The organism is Vibrio bathopelagicus, assembly GCF_014879975.1.
Lineage (GTDB): Bacteria > Pseudomonadota > Gammaproteobacteria > Enterobacterales > Vibrionaceae > Vibrio > Vibrio bathopelagicus.
The window spans coordinates 2,547,694-2,569,748 of the sequence record NZ_CP062500.1; the positions used below are offsets into that span (position 1 = coordinate 2,547,694).

A 22,055-nucleotide genomic window follows, 5' to 3' on the forward strand; every position below is an offset into this window, starting at 1 on the left:
GGATACCATGCTAAATGCTATTAAGAAAAACGGCCTTGTACTCGCGATTTTTGCGTGTGCTTCAACAGGTTTGGTGGCAGTAACTCACTACCTGACCAAAGATCAGATCAAGCAGCAAGAACAAGCTCAGTTACTGTCTGTTCTTAACCAAGTTATCCCGCACGATTTGCACGATAATGAACTCTTTTCAGCCTGTACTCTGGTTCAAGCAGAAGAGCTTGGTACTGGACAAGCGATGCCAGCTTACATTGCAAAACTCAATGGTGAACCAAGCGCGATTGCGATCGAAGCGATTGCACCAGATGGCTACAACGGCGCGATTAAGGTCATTGTTGGAATGAAAATCGACGGTACCATTTTAGGTACTCGCGTTCTTTCCCACCAAGAAACTCCGGGCTTGGGTGATAAGATTGATCTGCGTGTGAGTGATTGGATTCTCTCATTTGCTGGTAAGCAAGTGACAGATTCTAATCTTGACCGTTGGAAGGTTCGTAAAGATGGTGGTGACTTTGACCAGTTCACTGGCGCAACCATTACGCCAAGAGCTGTCGTGAAGTCAGTGAAGCAAGCGGTGCAGTACGTTAATCAGAACAACCAAGCATTGCTTGCTCAACCTCTAAATTGTGGTGGTGAATAATGAGTGACCATAAAACACTAATTAAAAATGGCATGTGGGCCAACAACCCTGCCCTAGTGCAACTTCTTGGGTTATGTCCGCTGCTGGCAGTATCGTCAACAGTCACTAACGCACTCGGGCTCGGTATTGCTACTCTGCTTGTCTTAGTCGGTTCGAACGTGTCTGTCTCTTTGGTTCGAAACCATGTCCCTAAAGAAGTCCGTATTCCAGTATTCGTGATGATCATTGCTTCACTGGTAACCTGTGTTCAACTTCTGATGAACGCTTACGCGTATGGTCTTTACCTCTCTTTAGGTATCTTCATCCCATTGATCGTAACCAACTGCATCATCATTGGCCGAGCTGAAGCCTTCGCGTCTAAAAACGAAGTTTTGCCTGCAGCTCAAGATGGTTTCTGGATGGGCCTTGGCATGACATCAGTACTGGTTGTATTGGGTGCGATGCGTGAGGTTATTGGCAACGGAACCCTATTTGATGGCGCCGACCTGCTCCTTGGTGATTGGGCTTCAATATTACGAATCCAGATATTCCAATTTGATAACAGCTTCTTGTTAGCCCTGCTTCCACCAGGTGCCTTTATTGGTGTGGGTTTCTTGATTGCTCTGAAAAACATCATCGACAACCAAGCTAAATCTAGACAACCAAAACAAGAAAAACCAGCCATTGAACGCGCTCGCGTTACTAATGTCTGATAAATTACAGTAGCTTAAACCCTGCTGAGTAGTTCAACCGCTCAGCAGGTAAATAGATTCACCAAGTACACATAATAATGACGCTCATAAGAGCGCGTAACCGATGATAAAGCCTGAACCATTGCGGAACTTGTTATTTTAAAACGAGTAAGTTTGAAAGAACTTCGCCGGAACTCAAGCCCTAACTATTTGAAAGTAATGTCGCTATGAACAATGTAAAACGAGTAGAAATACTTGAGCGGTTAAGAGAAAACAATCCAAAGCCAGAAACCGAGCTTAACTGGAACAGCCCTTTCGAGTTGCTGATCGCCGTGCTCTTATCTGCGCAGGCAACCGATGTCAGTGTTAACAAAGCCACTGATAAGCTTTACCCCGTTGCTAATACTCCACAGGCTATTTTCGACCTAGGTGTCGATGGCCTAAAAGAGTACATCAAGACAATCGGCCTATTTAATTCAAAAGCAGAAAACACCATCAAGACGTGTCGTATGCTGCTTGACCTACACAATGGTGAAGTACCGGAAGATCGTGCGGCATTAGAAGCCCTTCCTGGCGTTGGTCGTAAGACTGCCAACGTAGTATTGAACACCGCTTTCGGTTGGCCAACCATTGCCGTTGATACTCATATCTATCGTGTTTCAAACCGCACGAAGTTAGCAATGGGTAAAACGGTCGACGATGTTGAAGCCAAGCTGCTCAAAGTCATTCCAAAAGAATTCAAACTGGACGTCCACCACTGGCTCATTCTTCATGGACGTTACACCTGTGTCGCGCGTAAACCACGCTGTGGCAGTTGTATCATTGAAGACCTATGTGAGTTCAAGGAAAAAACTGACGTCTAAGTTCATAAGATCTAAGCGGATGAAGCTAAAAAGCGCCGCGTTTTCTAGCGGCATAAAACAGAATTACAAAAACGTATACATAGTTAAAGCTAGGAGCAAATCATGTCAAACGGTCGTATTTTACACACCATGCTACGCGTTGGTGATCTAGACAAATCTATCGAGTTCTACACCAATGTAATGGGCATGCAGCTGTTACGTAAGAACGAAAACAAAGAGTACGAGTACACACTGGCTTTCGTTGGCTTTGGCGACGAATCTCAAGGCGCTGTGATTGAACTGACTTACAACTGGGGTACGACTGAATATGACCTTGGTTCTGCTTTTGGCCACGTTGCTATCGGTGTTGATGACATCTACACAACGTGTGACGCAATTAAAGCAGCAGGCGGTAACGTGACTCGTGAAGCAGGCCCAGTAAAAGGTGGCTCTACGCACATCGCATTCGTTAAAGATCCTGACGGCTACATGATTGAGCTGATTCAGAACAAGCAAGCAAGCGCTGGTCTAGAAGGTTAATTCCTAAATACCTTTGCGAGATTAGGCTAAAACGCCTGATGAAATGAGCAAAGAAGCGAGCACTATGCTCGCTTTTTTTATTGCTCTCCCCATAATCGATATTCCTTACCAATTATTATTAACAATCTCACTGATGAAACTTTACATGATAATGATTATCATTTAAATTAACCACCTATTGATTAGTGAGGTAATACAATGATTAGCGAATGGGAAAAACACACGTTACTCGCCGATACGGCATTGCAGCTCGATGATCCTGTACGAAGTATTCTTCACTATCAGCAGGCATTGAACTTAAGCGAAGAAATTACAGAACGTACCGATATTCAGGCCGATGAACGCCTACTGATTTCGGTGATTTCTTGTCACAACCTCGCGCAATTCTGGCGCTGGGCCGGTGATACTGAGTACGAGCTTAAATACCTTCAACTTGCTTCGGAAAAAGTGCTGACGCTGATCCCTCAGTGCCCGAATACGCAGTGTTCAAGCTTTATAGACTCTATTGGTTGCTGTAAAAAAGCGCTTATCGATTTCATGAAACGCCACCCAAACCCTAAAATTGCTTCTATGGTGGAAAAGATCGATACCGCGACCAACTGTGAAATGATTGCTCGTTTCCGCCTGAACTAAGCAAGTTACTTTCGCAGGTACAACGTTTAGTTTGTTGATCCAGATACAAAAAGCCCGTCATGACGACGGGCTTTTTAATTTGAGCTTTAGATTTTACTGGAACTAAACCTGCGTTCTACCCAATGAGATAACAACGCGTCGGTTTTGATCTTTACCAATTGGTGAGTTGTTATCGGCAATTGGACGACGCTTGCCATAACCTTGCACTTGAATACGGTCTTCTGGCAAGCCTAGAGATTTAAAGTACTCTCTTAACGATTCAGCTCTGCGCTCTGAAAGGTTTTGACTAATGCCTTTGCTGTCGACAGAGTCGGTGTACGTTGCCACCAGCACAAGGTCGATGTCTTGATTGTAGCGAACATAATCAGCAATCTGGCTCAGCCTTTTACGTGACGACTTATTCAGCTGATCGCTGTTACGGTCGTAATGCAAAATAGTGAAAGAGATATCTTCAAAGCTGTAAGGCAATAAGTTAGCAACACAGTCACTGAACACATTGTATTTTTCTTGAAACAACACCGACGATAAGGACACTTCGATACGCTGATCTCGGCTTTGCCACTCTTGGTAACTGAATGTTGGGTAACGCCCTTTCTCCAACTCACTTAGGATGCCCCAAGCGGTTTGACCGCCAACGTAACCATCAAATTGTTGGAAGAACTTAATGGTTGTCATGCGATCGGCACTTTCGCCGGGGCGCCAAGGTGGTGGCATAGAAATCAAACTGACATTGCGAGTCGCACCCATTGGGCGGCGCATTTTAAGCTCAAAATCCAGAATGATTTTTTTACTCGCGCGAGATGAGAACTCAGCGTCACCAAAGTTTGGAATTGGGTGAACTAAGCGACATTCTAGTGGTGTGTTCGCCACCATCTCCCACTTCGACTGTTGAGGAGATGCTCCATAACGCTTTTCTTGTGCCATTACCGATGACGACATAAGTAGCGAAAATAGCATTGAACCTGTTATGAGTTGTTTCTTCATAAAGTGGAGTATCTCTTAAGCAATTCGTTTAACAATGCAGCCAATTGCCGCATTTCTCTCTCATGTTTAAATATGCAATTATCAAGCCGCAATGGGTTATGTAATTTATGATTTATTGCCCTTCCCTAGTTTTTATCACTGCTATTATCTGCAATAATGCAGCCTTAATCACACTTATTTGGGCTAACATGACTGTAGAAAACGAAGCTCTGACCCTAAAAAAACGCTTTCGTGGCTATTTTCCAGTGGTCATCGACGTGGAAACCGCAGGGTTTAACGCTGAAACCGATGCATTATTAGAAATCTGTGCCATTACATTAAAAATGGATGAGAACGGAGATCTGCACCCTGCATCAACGCTTCATTTTCACATTGAGCCTTTTGAAGGCGCAAATATAGAGCAGGCAGCATTAGACTTTAACGGAATTAAAGACCCATTTAGCCCATTACGTGGTGCTGTGTCTGAACAAGAAGCCCTTAAAGAAATCTACAAGCTAGTGAGAAAAGAACAAAAAGCTTCAGATTGCAGTCGCGCAATCATGGTTGCTCACAACGCTACATTCGATTTGAACTTCGTTAATGCAGCAAGTGAGCGCTGTAAGCTTAAACGCGTCCCTTTCCATCCATTTGCTACTTTTGACACTGCAGCTCTTAGTGGTCTTGCCTACGGTCAAACCGTTTTGGCTAAAGCTTGCCGCACTGCAGGGATGGAATTTGACAACAAAGAAGCACACTCTGCTTTGTATGATACGCAAAAAACCACAGAGTTATTTTGCGGCATAGTAAACAAATGGAAAGCCCTTGGTGGTTGGCCTCTTGTTGACGAAGAATAAAAATAGAGTCGGTAAACGTTCGTTCGTATTGCCTTCATAAAAAACACAACATCCCGAGAAAAATATGAATCCTGTTGTAATTTCAGTTTGCATCATGCTTGTTTTAGCTTTGATGCGCGTAAACGTTGTCGTTGCTCTTACGTTCAGCGCAATTATCGGTGGCGTAGCCTCTGGTATGAGTTTGAACGACGCAGTCGCGGCTTTCGAAAGTGGATTAGGTGGCGGTGCAACTATCGCACTTAGCTACGCAATGCTTGGTACCTTTGCTGTTGCTATCTCTCGTTCTGGTATCACAGACCTACTTGCTCAAAGCGTGATTAAGCGTATTCACGGCAAAGAGAACAGTGCGGCATCTAATGGTCTGAAATACGGCATCCTTGCGTCTTTGATCTTAGTGACCATGTCTTCGCAAAACGTGATTCCTGTACATATCGCCTTCATCCCAATTTTAATCCCACCTCTATTAGGCGTATTCGCAAAAATGAACCTAGACCGTCGTCTGGTTGCGTGTGTACTTACTTTTGGTCTGATTACTCCGTATATGGTTTTACCTATCGGTTTTGGTGGCATCTTCCTAAACAACATCCTGCTTAAAAACCTTCACGACAACGGTCTTGAAAACGTAGTAGCAAGCCAAGTACCAATGGCGATGTTGTTACCGGCTGCAGGCATGATCTTTGGCCTTCTTACGGCAGTATTCTTTACTTACCGTAAGCCTCGCCAATACAAAGAAACGTCTCATACTGTTGTTTCAACCGAAGTGAAAGAGATCAACAAGAAGCACATCCTAGTAGCTGCTGCTGGTATTGTTGCTGCGCTAACGGTTCAACTATCGACAGGTTCTATGATCATCGGTGCTTTGGCTGGTTTCATGGTATTCACCTTCGGTGGTGTAATCGCTTGGAAAGAGACACACGATGTCTTCACTAAGGGCGTTCACATGATGGCAATGATCGGTTTCATCATGATTGCAGCGGCAGGTTTTGCTGCGGTAATGAAGCAAACAGGTGGCGTTGAGTCTCTAGTTGAAGCGCTTTCAACAAGCATCGGCGACAACAAGCCTCTAGCAGCACTGCTTATGCTCATCGTTGGTCTATTGGTAACAATGGGTATCGGCTCTTCGTTCTCTACGATTCCAATCCTTGCGACTATCTACGTTCCTCTAGCGGCAGCATTTGGTTTCTCACCAATGGCAACAATCGCACTAGTGGGTACAGCGGCAGCGCTAGGTGATGCAGGTTCTCCGGCTTCTGACTCTACATTAGGTCCAACATCGGGTCTTAATGCTGATGGTCAACACGAGCACGTATGGGAAACCGTAGTACCGACGTTCCTACACTACAACATCCCACTGATCGTATTCGGTTGGGTTGCAGCTATGGTTCTGTAGTTAAAAATCAATACGTAATAAGCAACATCTTCTAAAGACCGCCTCGCGCGGTCTTTTTTTATCTAGAATCTTCATCCCCTTCGTTTCAAAAAAGCTAATCTCCTGAATTGACATCACTTTCTAAACATTATTCCGTGCGCATTGATATGCAACTTATGGCTATTAATGACATTTACACCTACACTTAAGTGTTTAATAAATAAGCCGCGAATTCATAGAAGATAAAGCGGCAATGGCTCAATACGTCAGAAGGCTACTATATGGATATACTCGCCCGATCGCGCTATCTCATCATTGATGACAGCAGCGTTATTCAAAGTGCAACCCGTGCACTGCTTATCAAACTAGGTGTTCCGAACAACAATGTGATTAGCGCATCCAATGCACAGAATGCGATTGAGGCTTGTCGCGCACATCGATTCGATATCTTATTGATTGATCACGATTTAGGATCAGGAAGTAATGGCTTACAGTTGCTGGAATTTCTGCAGCAGAAAGAGTTAATCAAACCTCAAACCCTTGTCTTTATAGTAACAGGCAACGATAGCCAAGATATCTTCTTTGGTTATGCTCATTTCGAACCTGACGGCTATTTGATTAAGCCAATACGAGCCGATGACATCATCAAGCGCGTCACATCTGCATTGTCTCGGCAGCAATATTTCTCAACATTAGAACAGGCTTATCTCAAGCATGGCCTCAACGCGGTAAAGCCACTATTTGGTAAAGCTCCTGACCCTTCGACTTTGAAAGATGCCATTATCTATATGGCGAACGTTCTGATCAAAAACCAAAAATTCGATGAAGCACAAGCCATGTTGAATGGACTGTTACAGCTCCATGACTACCTGCCCGCCAAGATTAAACTCATTGAAATACATATTGCTAAACAACATTATCACGATGCGTTAATCCAAATAGATGGCTTAATAGAAAACAGCCCTCGTAATATCAAACTGCAACAACTTAAGGTCAAGATCTGCCTCAACACCAGTGACTTCGAATTGGCCAACACCCTAATAGACCAAGTTCTCACGGTGAACAGCAGTAATATTGAACTGACCAACACCATGGTTTGGCTACAACTGTTAGATAAAAACGTCGAGCAAGCGACTCTCCACCTCAAGTCTCTTGCCCAATTAATCCCCCACTCAATTTGGGATTCAACAGGCAAACGAGCGCTCATCTTATGGGCAGACAGTTTAACGCTCACCCAGAAAGAGCTGGCGCTTTGGAAGCCTGAATCGGCTTGGCAGAGGCTCTCTCACTCACAAAAGTCATACGCACTAAGCAAGCCACTGCTAAAGCTTTGTCGTACTTTACAACTGATTCAGCTCGAGCAAAACGAGGTTGCAAAAGAGCGTATTGAGAGCATGTCGATAAACGAATTTTCAGTCGGTGATGTGGAAGCGTTCTTCTTGTTGGCACTGTGCTATCAAGCCTTAGGGTTACAAGACAAGTTCGATCAAATAAAACGCCAAATTGAAGCCCATTTAAAAGCAGATCACACTAGCCTTGCCCTGTTGCAACGTATGGCATTGCAGCAAGCTGATAATTTTGCATTACCCACACTAACAAAAGCACCACTGGCCGCCGTTAGTTAAGCATGCCGTCACTCTCCAATAAGTAAGTAAACGACAGGATGTCTTTATGCAAAATGATGCTTCAAAAACAAAAACGTGGTGGATTACCTTTTTCTTAAGCTACCTTTCAGTGTTGCTGTGGCCACTGCACACCTTTGCTGAAAACACACCATCAGTTAAGAGTGAGAACTCATCGAGTAACCAAGTTGTATTGCGGGTCGGTCTGCCTTCTTACGACATGATTCCCTACAGCTACCAACACCAAACGTCCTCAGGGAACACCGTTTCAGAAGGCTTGTTGATCAGTATGTTGGATGAGGTGTCGACAAACGCGGGCTTCAAATATCAAATTGAGCTGTACCCAACATTTAGTGGCGTACTCAGTGCATTTGAAAGAGGTGAATTAGATCTGCTAGTCGGTGTATCTTCAACCAAAGAGCGCCAAGAGTACATGACCTTTAGTGAGCCGATGTTCTCCATAAGACGAGCGGTGATTACCCAAAATAGAAAAATAAACGATTTAGGTGAGCTGGCAGCCGCCAATCTAGCATTGGAGAAAGGGTTTGCGCTCAATGATCTTCTCCCTAGCCTGCTTCCTGAAAGTCGAATTACAACATTAGACAGCACCCAAGCGGCCTTCACTGCAATACAGGAGAATCGTGTCGATGCTTACGTTGGCGATGCGCTTGCACTTTCTGCGTTGCTACGTGAGCAGCCTCGAGACTCACTCACACTATCGGTTCTTCCTGACTTGCCAGCCGATCACTTGCACTTTGCAGTCAAAAAAGGAAAACATAAATTACTCAGCCGAATCAATTTTGCTTTAGAGGACATCAAGGAAGGCTCACTGCAGTCGATTTACAACCAATGGCTTGCTCCCTCTCAACACTCTATGTTGCTCGATTACGGAACATTGAACTTAACCCAAGACGAAAAGAACTGGCTTGATAGCCACCCCAGCATCCCTGTTGGCACACACGCCAATTGGTACCCTTACGACTTTACCAATGAGCAACAGCAACACTCAGGCTTATCTGCTGACGTCTTAAAGCTAATAAGCAATGTGCTCGGCGTGTCATTCGAAAGTACCACTTACCTAACGCCAGAGGCAGCCGAGGTCGCCTTTAATCGCGGTGAGACAATGGTGCTGACCAACATCACACCAACCACAGATAAAGCTCGATACATGGACTTCACTCAAGCTTACAGCTTTGAGCCTTGGGTGCTATTAAGTCGCTCAGATCGATTAGGCAACTTTGCGCCAAGTGGATCCGAAGCCATCGCTGTGATCGAAAACTCTGGAGGCGCAACGGTTCTCCCTTCTCTCTGCCTGACTTGCCAAGCCGTTCCTTACATTAATCATGTCAGCGCCTTTCAAGCATTACAAAAAGACGACATCAGTTTTGCGCTCGCCTCACTTCATCGAGCAGCACCTCTACTGCACCAAGACTATGTCGGGCAATTTAAAATCACCGGCACCATCAACGAACAAAACAGCGCACCGCTGTCACTCGCAGTTAACTTCCGCCATCCCATGCTGCTGAGCATTCTCAATAAGGCCATTAGTGCGCTACCTGCCAATGAATTAGAGCGCTTGGAAAACAAGTGGCTAACCTACGAATATCAAGAAGGTCTGTCACCACGTGAAGTTGCTAAATGGTCAGCGATCATTGGGTTTGGGATCTTTATGGTCATTTTCGTGATCGTATTTTGGAATCGAAAAATGGCGGCTGAAATCGAGCAACGAAAAGTCGCTGAACAGAGAGCAAAAGCCGCAGAAGCTCATTTACAAACGCTGGCAGACAACATTGATGGAGTCGTACTTAAACATATTCAAACACATCCGCAACAGCCTTTAGATATCAAGTTTAGCTTCGTCAGTGCCGGTGTAGCCGATATGTTCGGCTTATCTGTTGATAGTGTAGAACAACACCCTCAACGTCTATTTGAGCTTATCTCGAAGGATAACTTGCCACTGTTTGAAGTCAGTATGCTCGATGCCATTGAAACCGGACATTGGGAAAGTGAACAACAAGTTCAGTTAGAATCAGGTGAAGCTAAATGGGTGAAATTTAATAGCCAAGTATCGAGCGGCCAAACCATTGAGTGGAACACGGTGATCACAGACATCAGCTTGCTAAAAAAGCAGCAGCAGGCTTTAGACAACGCACGCCAAAAAGCAGAAAGTGCGACCGCGGCTAAGTCACAATTCTTAGCCACCATTAGCCACGAGGTTCGTACCCCAATCAGTGGAATCTTGGGTTTACTGGAGTTAATGCAAGAACATCAGTTAAGCGAAGAGTTATTAAACTTGCATGGTGGATTGAATCAGTCGGCTCGTAACCTCCTGCACATCGTTAATGACGTACTCGATTACTCCAAAATTGAAGCCGGCAAACTAGAGCTTAACCCGACCGAAATCGAGCTTGGCAAAGTATTAGCGCGCATCGTGCAACCGCAATCCATTCACGCACAGCAAAAAGGTCTGGCCTTCCACTATTGGCAAGATCCAAATCTTGCTCAATGGCTGTTCGCAGATGATATACGACTCCATCAGATTCTGAATAACTTCCTCAATAATGCAATTAAGTTCACCGAACATGGGACGATTTCATTGCATGTCGATGTGATTGAGAAAAACGAGCATCAACAGAAAATTAGCCTCACCGTCTCAGACACGGGTATTGGTATCCCGAAAGACAGACAACAAAGCTTATTTCAGCCTTTTGAACAAGCTGACAAAACCACCAGCCGCCGTTTCGGTGGCACAGGGCTTGGACTGTCTATCGCTTTGAAGTTAATTGAACAAATGGATGGGGCCATAGAATTATCAAGTGAAGAAGGAAAAGGCAGTCACTTTACTGTTACCGTTACCCTCCCAACTTGTACTCCTGAACATGCAGTTAGTAACGCTTTGGCTCTATCACAAACGCTGATTTGCACTTCACAAACAGAGGATCCTATTAAACTAGATGTGGAGAATCACTCAAACGAGGTATATGTGGTTGGTTACGTTCTTCAACAAGAAGAGCTGTGTCGATATTTGAAACACTTCGACCTTGAACCCAAGGTTCTGCACATTAATCAAAAGCACTTGCTCAAAGAGATGGTCGTTAAACATCAGCCAAAACACATCTTTGTGGCGATGTCTGTATGGCAACAACTGGCGATTACCGACGCATGGATTCAGCAGCATACTCACTCAACACGCTTCACGGTGATCAACCAAAATCCGATGCTATCGCCAGAACCTTTAGGCAACTCTTGGTGCTTGTCGGTCAACCCGTTGTTACCCGACAACCTTATTCACGTTCTAACGAAACCCGTCAGTCACGACAATCTAATCTCACCATTGGATAGCGAAACTAAAGCGCCGATCGCCACAGAGACTCGCGAACAAGCTGAGAGCAATGGTAGGCTGATCCTGGTCGCTGAAGATCACCCAATAAACCAACAAGTGATTGCTAAGCAACTTGAAAGTATCGGTGTCCACGCCGATATTGTCGATAATGGAGTACTCGCACTTAATGCTTTAAAAGATAAGCGTTACGGGCTGCTTCTCACCGATTGCCATATGCCTGAAATGGATGGGTATACTCTCGCTTCAAGCATTCGTCAGATAGAACAACGCCGTGAAGAGCTTGAGCGAGAGACTCAAAGATTACCTATCGTCGCGCTGACAGCGAATGCCGTTCAAGGTGAGGATGCTAACTGTTACGCACATGGCATGGATGACTTCCTGGTTAAGCCCGTCTCGATTAAACAGATGAAGCTAACCATTGAGAAGTGGTTACCTACGATAAAGGATTCTGAACCAACGATTGAAACAGAGGCTCCCAATACAGAGCAACTAGATACACAAAGTCGGGACATGGACTCTTCATCAGACTTTACGTCTACGGGAGAAGAAGCCAATGAGTTTTCGATGCTGTTCCAAGACATTGAGCACTGCTTTGGGGAAAGTGACAACTTAGCGCCGAACGACGATGTTGCTCCTACTATCTCCCAAGATTCGTTCAATAGCGTGGATAATCAAGTCATCGATTATTCAGCACTCTATGATCTATTTGAAGATCACGATGTTGTGATGACCTTACTCGATGAGTTTGCCGCAAGTTTCGTTGAAGATAATGAACAAATAAAAATGCTGTGGACTAACAAGGAATATCAGCAAGTCAAAACCACATCGCACCGACTCAAAGGTGCAGCGAAAATGGTGGCTTGTGAGCAGGTCGCCTCACCGCTGGCAAACATCGAGGCTCTCACCAATGACCTCGTGACAGGAGCCATTAGCTTAGAACAAATAGAATCAAAAATTGAAGCTTCAATCGAAGAAGTGAATTCGATATTTGACTTGTTCATTGACGAAATGAACCAGCTACGGCAAACAAAAGAAAAGGCTTACTCTTATGAGTAAGCCTTGGACATAATTTGCGTTAACACAAACAGCTCTCGCTGAATTATGCAGCGGGAGCGTTATTCACCAATACTTCGCGAATAGACTTAAGCGTCGCTTCCGTCGAATGGTAATCTAATTCTACCTGCGTAAAAATACCATTAACTTCAAGCATTAACGTTGGGTAAGAATGCACACCGATCGCTTCTTTAAAGCCTAGCTGGTCATCTAATTCACTTTCCAATAACTTGCTAGAAAGGTCATTTTCAAACTGTTGTACATTCATACCTAACTCTTGAGCGAGTTGCAGATGCGTTTCTTGGCTGTGTGGCAACATCGCACGAAGATAGTAAGCATGTTGAATTGCCTCAAGCATCGCTTCGTAGTGGTCTTGAAAACCAGCAGCGATCACGGCGCGGCATGCCGGGTAAGTACTGCGAACAGGTTGACACTCTGTCCAAAATTCATGGTTGAATTCAGTACCTAACTTAGCTTCGATCTGCTTCCAGATAGCTTGCAGCTTGCCTTTCATCTCTTCTGACATTGGCTCATCAGAATCAGGAGCCAAACCGCCAACGACATAATTAAATTCAATACTCGCGGGCAGCTGCTGTTTTAAAAGTTCTAATGTTGGCTTATAACCCCAGCACCAACTGCACATTGGGTCATGCACATAATGAAGTTTTACGTCCATTGTTCATTCCTTATCGAGTCTTTCGAACCAGTCAAACAAAAAAGGAGCCTCATTAAGGCCCCTTCCATTCAATATTTAAGCGCAAAAGCTTAAAGATTACTCAGCGTCGTCGCCAGCTACTTTAGCAGCTGCTTCTTTAACGATTGGCTGAAGCTCACCTTTTTGGAACATCTCAAGAATGATGTCACAACCACCGATTAGCTCACCGTCAACCCATAGTTGTGGGAACGTTGGCCATTGTGCGTAAGCTGGAAGCTCTGCACGGATGTCAGGGTTTTGTAGGATATCTACGTAAGCAAATTTTTCGCCACACGCCATTAGCGCTTGAGATGCTTGAGAAGAAAAACCACAGCTTGGCAGCTTAGGAGAACCTTTCATGTAAAGTAGAATGGTGTTTTCTTCAATTTGCTGTTTGATTTTATCGATAGTTTCCATTGCTTCCTCGTTAATGGATTACGGCTTTTATTGCCTTTATTCTACCCCAAACCAAAAGAATAAAAACCACATAAAAAAAGCGGTTTATAAGCTAAGCTAACAATTCACACAAAAGTAATGAAATAAGCTTTTAATAAAGTAAAAACTTGCTAAACTATATCGCAAGTCAGCAAATTGACCGTGGTTGGCACCATAGCGAACCATGAATAATAATATCACTGGAAGCAATCGAAAGAGTTAACTCTTTCATATCAATGGAGAATTGAGCAATGGCATTTGAACTACCGGCTCTTCCTTACGCGAAAGACGCGCTAGAACCACACATCTCAGCAGAAACGCTAGATTTCCACCACGGTAAGCACCACAACACTTACGTTGTTAAGCTAAACGGTCTTATCCCAGGTACTGAGTTTGAAGGCAAAACACTAGAAGAGATCGTTAAGACTTCTACTGGTGGTGTTTTCAATAACGCTGCTCAAATCTGGAACCACACGTTCTACTGGCACTGTCTTGCTCCTAAAGCAGGCGGCGAACCAACTGGCGCTGTTGCAGAAGCTATCAACGCTGCATTCGGTTCTTTCGAAGAATTCAAAGCGAAATTCACTGATTCAGCAATCAACAACTTCGGTTCTTCTTGGACTTGGTTAGTTAAGAAAGCTGACGGTTCTCTAGACATCGTTAACACTTCTAACGCTGCAACTCCTCTAACAGAAGAAGGTGTTACTCCACTTCTAACTGTTGACCTATGGGAACACGCTTACTACATCGATTTCCGCAATGTTCGCCCTGACTACATGGCTGCATTCTGGAACCTAGTAAACTGGTCTTTCGTAGAAGAGAACCTAGCTAAGTAATTATTACTTATGCTGCGCTATTTATAGCGAGTTATCTATTGAAAGCTCATGCCTCGGCGTGAGCTTTTTTGTATCTGTCGTCTCCCAGATAAAAATCGCATCAATCAACAGACCGTAGTTTCCGCCTATCCCTACCTTTCATATCAGCCCAGCAGAAATTCGTTATTTGCCTGTAATTAAACTCTAAAGTTTGCCGACTCCATGCCGTTAAAGGTGTATCGAATGAGAGGCAACATGCAAATACATACTTTAGACAAAGCAGGAATCATCAACGAGCTGAAGTTCGGCATCGGGATCAGCCAAGCGGTTGAGCAAGGTCGCCGTGCAGATTTCGCGTTGTTGTTATCTATGTTCTCTAATGATGTTCGTGATTGCACGCCCATCGACACCATTGAAGTTAGCGAGACAAATGAAGATCGTCTACGTAAACACTTCGGCGTAGCAGATCCACAACCTTTGCGCTCGGACCAATCGTCTTATGAAATTTCGGCTCAACAGTCGGCTCAGTTTCATCAAGCAAGCCTTGCCAGTGCAAAGCTAAGCCATTACTTGAAACCTGAAGCGCTTGCTTTCATGCCTGAAGATACGCATGACTTTCCCGAAGAGGTTTATCAAAACCTTTCTGGTCATGATCGACGTAAATTGGCGAATAAACACTTGCCTGATTTGCCTCATGCCACGCTCTACAACGAATTGTCGACCGCTCAGCGTCAATATCAGATTCAAGCTCAGGTGTAGTTACTGGCTCCCCTTTCTGACTTTCTTAAGGCTCCTCTTTTCCCATCTTGTGTGCACCTACGAATTCATTGATACAAGTGATATGAATCACTAGCCTTAGGCATCTATAATTTCCAGTTTGTCGATTAACTCTTGAAGTTACTACAAAATGTGACGTGCCACTAAGTTCATAAAAACTTATTAATCGGCATACCTTAGTTTGAACCAATTCACACCCATTGTATGAAATTTGACCCATCCTTATCCGACATGGACGATTTGTTTAGGTACTGGGATGGAAATAAAAAGCTCAATCATATTGGTGACATCTGCCGGCTCGCGACTGGGAGGGACGATTGCGAACCACTTTGTTAACCTTGGAGCAACCGTTATTCTTTGTGACAACGACCCAGAAGCCCTTCAGGCAACTTATGAACAATGTGCTCGTTTTTCCGAATCTGTATACAGCTACACACTCAAAGGTAACGACAATCAAGATATCTTGAACGTGTTTGATTTCATTCAAACTACCTTCAATACCACACCCGATGTACTGGTCAATAACTGGATCAGTTCACCAATGCCGAGTTTAATTGGTGATCAACCTGTTAGCAGCTTTATCAACGATTTATCATCGATGGCCTCTACCCTTTTTGCATTTGGGCAAATCAGTGCTGAAAGGTTACGAGAAGAAGATAAAGAAGGTGTCATCGTGAATGTGATATCCCATGACGATTTTCATGATGTGTCCGGCTTAGAGAGCGCAAACTCAATGATAACCGGCTTTACCCACAGTTGGGCTAAGGAACTGACTCCATTTGGTATTCGAGTTGGTGGTGTTGTCCCTGCGGTTCATAACTCCGAGGGCAAACTTAACCGATGTCATTGGGCACAACTGCAAGACGAACTGACCAGAACAACCGAATACATCGTCTCTAATGATTACTTTAGTGGGCGTGTGGTTGCCGCAGAAGTTTAGAGAATCCCTTTAACGACAGCTGACCATGGCGAGTTTTGGCACTCTGGTTCCAGCTCATCAAGAAAACGTTGAACATAAACACTTACCTTCGACAACTTACGATATCTGTCTAACAGCAAACATAAAAAAAGCCCCAGTCTCTCGACTGGGGCTTTGTACTTTTCCCGATTAGATAAGGTTCGTGCTAGCGAAAACTTATCTCAAAACTAATGCTTACTTATTATGCGTTAGCTTTTTCTTTTTTAGCTTTTGGCGCTGCTTCTGCTTTCACTTCAGCTGGCTTTTGGTCTGCTTTCTTTAGGATAACAGTAGTACCTTCGAAAGTTTCACCTTCAACGTATGGTTGGCCGAAGTAAGAAGTTGTTAGAACTTCTTTAAGCTCAGTGATTAGAGGGTAACGTGGGTTAGCACCTGTACACTGGTCATCGAATGCTTCAACCGCTAGCTCGTCTAGTTTAGCGATGAAGTCAGACTCGTTAACACCCGCAGCTTGGATAGATAGTGGGATGTCTAGGTCAACTTTAAGCTCTTCTAACCAAGTCAGTAGACGTTCAATCTTCTGAGCAGTACGGTCACCAGCTTGGCTTAGGCCTAGGTGGTCAGCAACTTCAGCGTAACGACGACGTGCTTGTGGACGGTCGTACTGAGAGAATGCAGTTTGCTTAGTTGGGTTATCGTTCGCGTTGTAACGTACAACGTTTGAGATAAGCAGCGCGTTAGCAAGGCCGTGTGGTAGGTGGAACTCAGCACCAATTTTGTGAGCCATTGAGTGACACACACCTAGGAATGCGTTCGCAAATGCTACACCAGCGATAGTTGCTGCGTTGTGTACTTTCTCACGAGCGATTGGGTCTGCTGCACCGTTTTTATAGCTTGATGGTAGGTACTCTTTAAGCATCTTAAGAGCTTGTAGAGCTTGGCCATCTGAGTATTCGTTCGCTAGAACAGATACGTAAGCTTCAAGAGCGTGAGTTACTGCATCGTAACCACCGAACGCTGTTAGAGACTTAGGCATGTTCATTACTAGGTTCGCATCAACGATAGCCATGTTTGGCGTGATTTCGTAGTCAGCTAGTGGGTACTTAGCACCAGTCTTGTCGTCTGTAACAACAGCGAATGGAGTAACCTCTGAACCTGTACCTGAAGTTGTAGTAATACATACAAGCTCAGCTTTTTGACCCATTTTAGGGAACTTGTAGATACGTTTACGGATATCCATAAAGCGCATTGCTAGTTCTTCGAAGTGAGTATCTGGGTGCTCGTACATAACCCACATGATCTTAGCAGCATCCATTGGAGAACCGCCACCAAGAGCAAGGATTACGTCAGGTTGGAAGCTCTTCATTGCTTCAGCGCCTTTCTCAACAACAGATAGTGTTGGATCCGCTTCTACATCGAAGAATGTTTGAACTTCAATACCTTGTGCTTTAAGCAAGCTAACTACGTCATCAGCGTAACCGTTGTTGAATAGGAAACGGTCAGTTACTAGGAATGCGCGTTTCTTACCTTCTAGGTCGCCAAGAGCGATTGGAAGGCTACCACGACGGAAGTAGATAGACTTAGGTAGTTTGTGCCACAACATATTTTCAGCTCGCTTCGCTACAGTTTTCTTGTTGATAAGGTGCTTAGGACCTACGTTCTCAGAGATAGAGTTACCACCCCAAGAGCCACAACCAAGAGTTAGAGACGGTGCAACGTTGAAGTTGTACAGGTCACCGATACCACCGTGAGTAGTAGGGATGTTGATTAGGATACGAGCCGTTTTCATCTTGTCACCGAAGTAACGGATGCGGTCTGCGTTGATATCTTGGTTAGTGTAAAGACCAGACGTGTGACCGATACCACCAATTTCAACCATTGTTACTGCTTGAGCAACTGCGTTCTCGAAAGAAGACGCACGGAACATACCTAGAGTTGGAGACAGTTTCTCGTGAGCGAATTCGTCGTCGTAAGACACTTCGCCAAGGCCTTCACCAACAAGAATCTTAGTATCAGCTGGAACTTTAACACCCGCCATTTCAGCGATTGCAGTTGCAGGTTGACCAACGATTTTTGCGTTTAGGTTGCCGTCGATAAGTAGAACTTTACGAACTTTATCAGCGTCAGCTTTGCTTAGTACGTGACCTTTGTGAGATGCGAAACGCTCTTTCACTTCGTCGTATACTTCGTCCATTACGATTACAGCTTGCTCAGAAGCACATACTACGCCGTTATCGAATGTTTTAGACATAAGGATAGATGCTACAGCACGTTTAACGTCTGCTGTGTCATCGATAACTACAGGAACGTTACCAGCACCAACACCGATAGCAGGCTTACCTGAAGAGTATGCTGCTTTAACCATGCCTGGACCACCAGTCGCTAGGATAAGCGCGATACCGTCGTGCTTCATAAGCGCGTTAGAAAGCTCTACAGATGGTTGGTCGATCCAACCGATGATGTCTTTTGGTGCGCCCGCTTTAACAGCCGCGTCTAAAACAAGTTTAGCAGCGTCGTTAGTTGAGTTCTTTGCACGTGGGTGTGGCGAGAAGATGATGCCGTTACGTGTCTTAAGAGAGATTAGAGATTTGAAGATTGCTGTAGAAGTTGGGTTCGTTGTTGGAACGATACCACAGATGATACCTACAGGCTCAGCGATAGTCATCGTGCCTAGGTTGTCATCTTCTTCTAAGATGCCGCATGTTTTTTCGTCTTTGTATTTGTTGTAGATAAATTCAGATGCAAAGTGGTTTTTGATAACCTTATCTTCAACAATACCCATTCCAGATTCAGCAACTGCTTGTTGTGCTAGTGGGATACGAGCATGGTTAGCCGCAAGAGATGCTGCACGGAAGATTGCGTCAACTTTCTCTTGAGAGAATGTTGAGAACTCTTCTTGTGCTGCTTTAACGCGTGCTACCAGAGCATCTAGTTCAGCTAAGTTAGTTACAGGCATGGTGGATCTCCTAAAATAATAAATATTAAAAACTTTTTATTAAATTCGCTGCTTGCCTTTAACCTTAAACATCAGCGTTCTTAGTAAATTGCTTTCAGGGCTGAGTATATTATTTCACAGTGTGAAAAAAATTGACCCAGATCAGTTACCCAAAAAGAATTAACCAGAAAGTAGTAAGACAATCGCAAAAATGAACTTAAGACAATGATTTAAATAGATTTAAATCACACTTTCCGTTCGAACAAAAAACAAGCAAACAGACGGATTATTTATACATAGCGTCATAAACTGTAAAAAAGTTTCATTTTTAGTCCGTTAAATTACATGTATACATCTATATTCGTGCTACTGAGAGTATATCCATACCGTTGCAGCGGGCTAGATTCTGACATAATTTTTATTAAAAGCGTGCGTCGGTTAACATTTGCCCAAAGAACCATTACAACATGAAACACTAATAATCGGCTTGTAACATGACTAAAGTCAGCATTTGGATTCAATTAGTTTTTCTATAAAAAAGACCCTATTTCAGGTTAGTTTTTTTCATTCGTGCAATTTAGATTTGTCACTTACATTACGCGCTCTGGCTATTGACAGATCAACACCTCTTCCTTAAGTACGCAATTTGGAGATCACCCACATGCAAGGTTTAGAACTCGCAATTTTTATGCAATTCTTCCTTGGGCTTGTTGCTGCCGTAAACCCTATCGGCATCATGCCTGTTTTTGTTTCTCTTACGGCCCATATGGCCCCAGAAGAGAGGAACAGGACCGCATTACAAGCCAACATTGCTGTTGCCGTTATATTGATTGTTTCTTTAGTTGCAGGACAATTGCTTCTCGACATGTTTAGCATTTCGCTAGATTCATTTCGTGTTGCAGGTGGGTTGCTATTATTGAGCATCGCGTTTTCGATGATGAGCGGTAAACTCGGTGAAGATAAGCAGAACAAGCAAGAGAAGTCTGAATACGTCAGTAAAGAACAAATCGGTGTTGTTCCTTTGGCTATGCCATTAATGGCCGGTCCAGGTGCCATTAGTTCAACCATTGTCTACGGCTCTCGTTATCCAGCCGCAATCGACACGGTTGGCATTGGCATCAGCATTATTGCTTTTGCAACGTGCTCTTGGCTTTTATTCCGCTCGGCGCCGGTTATCGTTCGCTTTCTAGGTCAAACTGGGATCAACGTTATCACGCGTATCATGGGTTTGATTCTTGGCGCATTGGGCATCGAGTTCATCGCCAACGGCTTACGTAACCTATTCCCAGGATTAGCATAGCGCTAAACCGGCTTCTGGCGATTCAAAGCCAGCCTGTACGACATTATCGACGAGGCAAGTAAAGCAATTAGGCTTTCACTCGCCTCGTTATTGTGAAGCTTGTATAATGACTGTTAATACATTTAACAGAAGATGAATCTCTCCTTATGTCAGGTAAGCCACTCAAGCATCACTTGTACGTCATTATCTTTGGTACCCATACTCCAGCTGGACGTGCATTTGATATATCACTGATCGTTGCAATCTTGGCTTCGCTTTTGGTACTGATTCTAGAGTCCATCCCAAACGTCATGACCGAATGGTCACAACAGCTGCGCTATATCGAATACAGTTTTACTGCCCTCTTCACACTCGAGTATTTGTTAAGGCTCTATTGCTCTCCGAAACCAAAATCCTACGCCACCAGCTTTTACGGTGTTGTTGATCTATTAGCGATTCTTCCGACCTACCTAGCGATCATCTTCCCTGGCGCTTCGTTTATGGGTGTGGTGAGATTGCTTCGTGTCATGCGTATCTTCCGTATCCTAAAATTGGTTCGTTACCTGCAAGATTCCAATATTTTGCTGCGTTCACTATTAATGGCAAGACGAAAGATCCTCATCTTCTTCAGCACAGTCGGCATCTTGGTCGTTATCTTCGGCGCTCTGATCTTTGTTATTGAAGGGCCAGAAAACGGCTTCACGAGTATTCCCCACAGTATTTATTGGGCAATCGTGACTATTACAACAGTAGGTTACGGTGACATGATCCCTCAAACCGCGTTAGGTAAAGCGATTGCTTCGCTTACCATGCTACTAGGTTATTCCATCCTAGCGGTGCCGACAGGTATTATTACCGCAGAGTTGAGCAATGAGATGAACTCTCACAAAGAGTTGGTTAAGTGCCCGAACTGCAACCGTGCAGGCCATGATTCGGATGCAATGTATTGCAAGCACTGTGCAAGTGAATTAGCCGATCCCGACAAACGTGTCGTGACTGAAGAGAAAGAATAGATACCCATAAAAAAGAGCTCCGTTATGAGCTCTTTTTATTTTGTTAACTATCCGAATGACTCACTAACAACCGTCAGTAAAAACTTCGACTTTATAATCATCATTCGCTTCCATTGCAGCCGTATACTTCACATAACATTGAGTATTCTCGATAGCGATATTGAAGTCCTCACCCACCATATCATTAAGATACTCAGATCGAGTGATAACCCAAATATCAGGGTCTTGCATCGAACCGTTATTGTGAGCCGCCCAAGTCCACTCGGTGGTTAAATCGTGATAACCCGACTCTATTGCAAGGAAGTTTTCCATACCTCCTCTTTGAACTGCAGGATAACCGAACTGCACAGTACCGTAATCTGGAATGGAATAAGAAGCGTGATCTTCCATGCCTGCCACTGCGGCTTTTTCGAATGCTAGATCAGACGCCGTGTGAACTGATGCTCCTAGCCCTTCTATAACCGAAGCTCTAGCATCATGTTGTATGTTTAAAAACTTTGGCGCTGCGACAACCGCTAAAACACCAAGAATGACGATAACAACAACTAACTCGATAAGAGTAAAACCTTTGTGAGTTGCTTTCATTTTTGACTCCAAACTTTAAGACGCACGAAATGTAAGGTTTTAAAGTCAGACTTCTGTCATCAGATACAAAAAAAGC

19 protein-coding genes are annotated in these 22,055 nt (G+C 44.2%); 14 read left to right on the plus strand and 5 right to left on the minus strand.

Translation table 11 applies throughout. From position 1 onward, the window contains the following. The first annotated feature begins 7 nt into the window (after window positions 1–7). The 5 genes from rsxG (at window position 8) to IHV80_RS11185 (ending at window position 3,323) form a co-directional block, all read left to right on the plus strand. On the plus strand, window positions 8–637 hold the full coding sequence (gene rsxG, locus IHV80_RS11165) for an electron transport complex subunit RsxG (protein ID WP_192889095.1): 630 nt from the start codon (window positions 8–10) through the stop codon (window positions 635–637). After that, window positions 637–1,329, plus strand: a complete 693-nt coding sequence (locus tag IHV80_RS11170; RefSeq protein ID WP_192889096.1) for an electron transport complex subunit E — start codon at window positions 637–639, stop codon at window positions 1,327–1,329. Before rsxG ends, IHV80_RS11170 begins: the two co-directional genes overlap by 1 nt. A gap of 206 nt (window positions 1,330–1,535) precedes the next feature. Further along, entirely contained in the window at window positions 1,536–2,171 is a 636-nt protein-coding gene (gene nth / locus IHV80_RS11175) for an endonuclease III (RefSeq protein WP_010437137.1), read from the plus strand. Between the two features lie 102 nt (window positions 2,172–2,273). Next, entirely contained in the window at window positions 2,274–2,690 is a 417-nt protein-coding gene (gloA, locus tag IHV80_RS11180; RefSeq protein WP_004734046.1) for a lactoylglutathione lyase, read from the plus strand. 198 nt (window positions 2,691–2,888) lie between these two features. Then, window positions 2,889–3,323 carry a DUF2753 domain-containing protein gene (locus tag IHV80_RS11185; RefSeq protein WP_004734047.1) on the plus strand — a complete coding sequence of 145 codons (435 nt, stop codon included), beginning with the start codon at window positions 2,889–2,891 and terminating at the stop codon, window positions 3,321–3,323. Between the two features lie 102 nt (window positions 3,324–3,425). On the opposite strand, the gene motY is transcribed toward IHV80_RS11185, so the two are convergent. After that, entirely contained in the window at window positions 3,426–4,307 is an 882-nt protein-coding gene (gene motY / locus IHV80_RS11190) for a flagellar protein MotY (protein ID WP_192889097.1), read from the minus strand. Window positions 4,308–4,495: 188 nt separating this feature from the next. On the opposite strand from motY, the gene rnt reads away from it, so the two are divergent. From rnt to IHV80_RS11210, 4 genes are all read left to right on the plus strand, one after another. After that, the gene (gene rnt / locus IHV80_RS11195; RefSeq protein ID WP_017061178.1) at window positions 4,496–5,140 is read left to right on the plus strand and encodes a ribonuclease T; all 645 of its coding nucleotides are present in this window, start codon (window positions 4,496–4,498) and stop codon (window positions 5,138–5,140) included. Window positions 5,141–5,204: 64 nt separating this feature from the next. After that, window positions 5,205–6,530 (plus strand): Na+/H+ antiporter family protein, encoded by a 1,326-nt coding sequence (locus IHV80_RS11200; RefSeq protein ID WP_102434030.1) that lies wholly within the window; start codon window positions 5,205–5,207, stop codon window positions 6,528–6,530. A 260-nt stretch (window positions 6,531–6,790) separates the two neighbouring features. Next, window positions 6,791–8,134 (plus strand): response regulator, encoded by a 1,344-nt coding sequence (locus tag IHV80_RS11205; protein ID WP_192889098.1) that lies wholly within the window; start codon window positions 6,791–6,793, stop codon window positions 8,132–8,134. Window positions 8,135–8,180: 46 nt separating this feature from the next. Continuing rightward, window positions 8,181–12,530 carry a transporter substrate-binding domain-containing protein gene (locus IHV80_RS11210; protein WP_192889099.1) on the plus strand — a complete coding sequence of 1,450 codons (4,350 nt, stop codon included), beginning with the start codon at window positions 8,181–8,183 and terminating at the stop codon, window positions 12,528–12,530. Window positions 12,531–12,573: 43 nt separating this feature from the next. On the opposite strand, the gene IHV80_RS11215 is transcribed toward IHV80_RS11210, so the two are convergent. Together IHV80_RS11215 and IHV80_RS11220 are read right to left on the minus strand one after the other, a co-directional pair. Then, window positions 12,574–13,203: a DsbA family protein gene (locus IHV80_RS11215; protein WP_192889100.1), complete on the minus strand. Its 630-nt coding sequence runs from the start codon at window positions 13,201–13,203 to the stop codon at window positions 12,574–12,576. Between the two features lie 96 nt (window positions 13,204–13,299). Next, entirely contained in the window at window positions 13,300–13,638 is a 339-nt protein-coding gene (locus IHV80_RS11220; protein ID WP_017076187.1) for a Grx4 family monothiol glutaredoxin, read from the minus strand. 269 nt (window positions 13,639–13,907) lie between these two features. Here IHV80_RS11220 and sodB point away from each other — a divergent pair, with 269 nt between their 5' ends. The 3 genes from sodB to IHV80_RS11235 all read left to right on the plus strand — a co-directional run bounded on the left by sodB (window position 13,908) and on the right by IHV80_RS11235 (window position 16,188). Then, the gene (sodB, locus tag IHV80_RS11225; protein ID WP_004734050.1) at window positions 13,908–14,492 is read left to right on the plus strand and encodes a superoxide dismutase [Fe]; all 585 of its coding nucleotides are present in this window, start codon (window positions 13,908–13,910) and stop codon (window positions 14,490–14,492) included. 234 nt (window positions 14,493–14,726) lie between these two features. Beyond that, window positions 14,727–15,230 carry a VC2046/SO_2500 family protein gene (locus IHV80_RS11230; protein WP_264158385.1) on the plus strand — a complete coding sequence of 168 codons (504 nt, stop codon included), beginning with the start codon at window positions 14,727–14,729 and terminating at the stop codon, window positions 15,228–15,230. A gap of 274 nt (window positions 15,231–15,504) precedes the next feature. Then, window positions 15,505–16,188 (plus strand): SDR family oxidoreductase, encoded by a 684-nt coding sequence (locus IHV80_RS11235; RefSeq protein ID WP_192889101.1) that lies wholly within the window; start codon window positions 15,505–15,507, stop codon window positions 16,186–16,188. A gap of 220 nt (window positions 16,189–16,408) precedes the next feature. Here the strand turns inward: IHV80_RS11235 and adhE are convergent, their stop codons facing one another. After that, a complete protein-coding gene (gene adhE / locus IHV80_RS11240; RefSeq protein ID WP_192889102.1) occupies window positions 16,409–19,123 on the minus strand; it encodes a bifunctional acetaldehyde-CoA/alcohol dehydrogenase in 2,715 nt (904 codons plus the stop codon). A 640-nt stretch (window positions 19,124–19,763) separates the two neighbouring features. Between adhE and IHV80_RS11245 the strand changes: the two genes are divergently transcribed. Both IHV80_RS11245 and IHV80_RS11250 read left to right on the plus strand, forming a co-directional pair. Further along, on the plus strand, window positions 19,764–20,402 hold the full coding sequence (locus IHV80_RS11245; protein WP_192889103.1) for a YchE family NAAT transporter: 639 nt from the start codon (window positions 19,764–19,766) through the stop codon (window positions 20,400–20,402). Window positions 20,403–20,548: 146 nt separating this feature from the next. Next, window positions 20,549–21,394 carry an ion transporter gene (locus IHV80_RS11250; RefSeq protein WP_192889104.1) on the plus strand — a complete coding sequence of 282 codons (846 nt, stop codon included), beginning with the start codon at window positions 20,549–20,551 and terminating at the stop codon, window positions 21,392–21,394. Between the two features lie 63 nt (window positions 21,395–21,457). Here IHV80_RS11250 and IHV80_RS11255 read toward each other — a convergent pair whose 3' ends face one another. Continuing rightward, the gene (locus IHV80_RS11255) at window positions 21,458–21,979 is read right to left on the minus strand and encodes a prepilin-type N-terminal cleavage/methylation domain-containing protein (protein ID WP_192889105.1); all 522 of its coding nucleotides are present in this window, start codon (window positions 21,977–21,979) and stop codon (window positions 21,458–21,460) included. Window positions 21,980–22,055 lie beyond the last annotated feature (76 nt).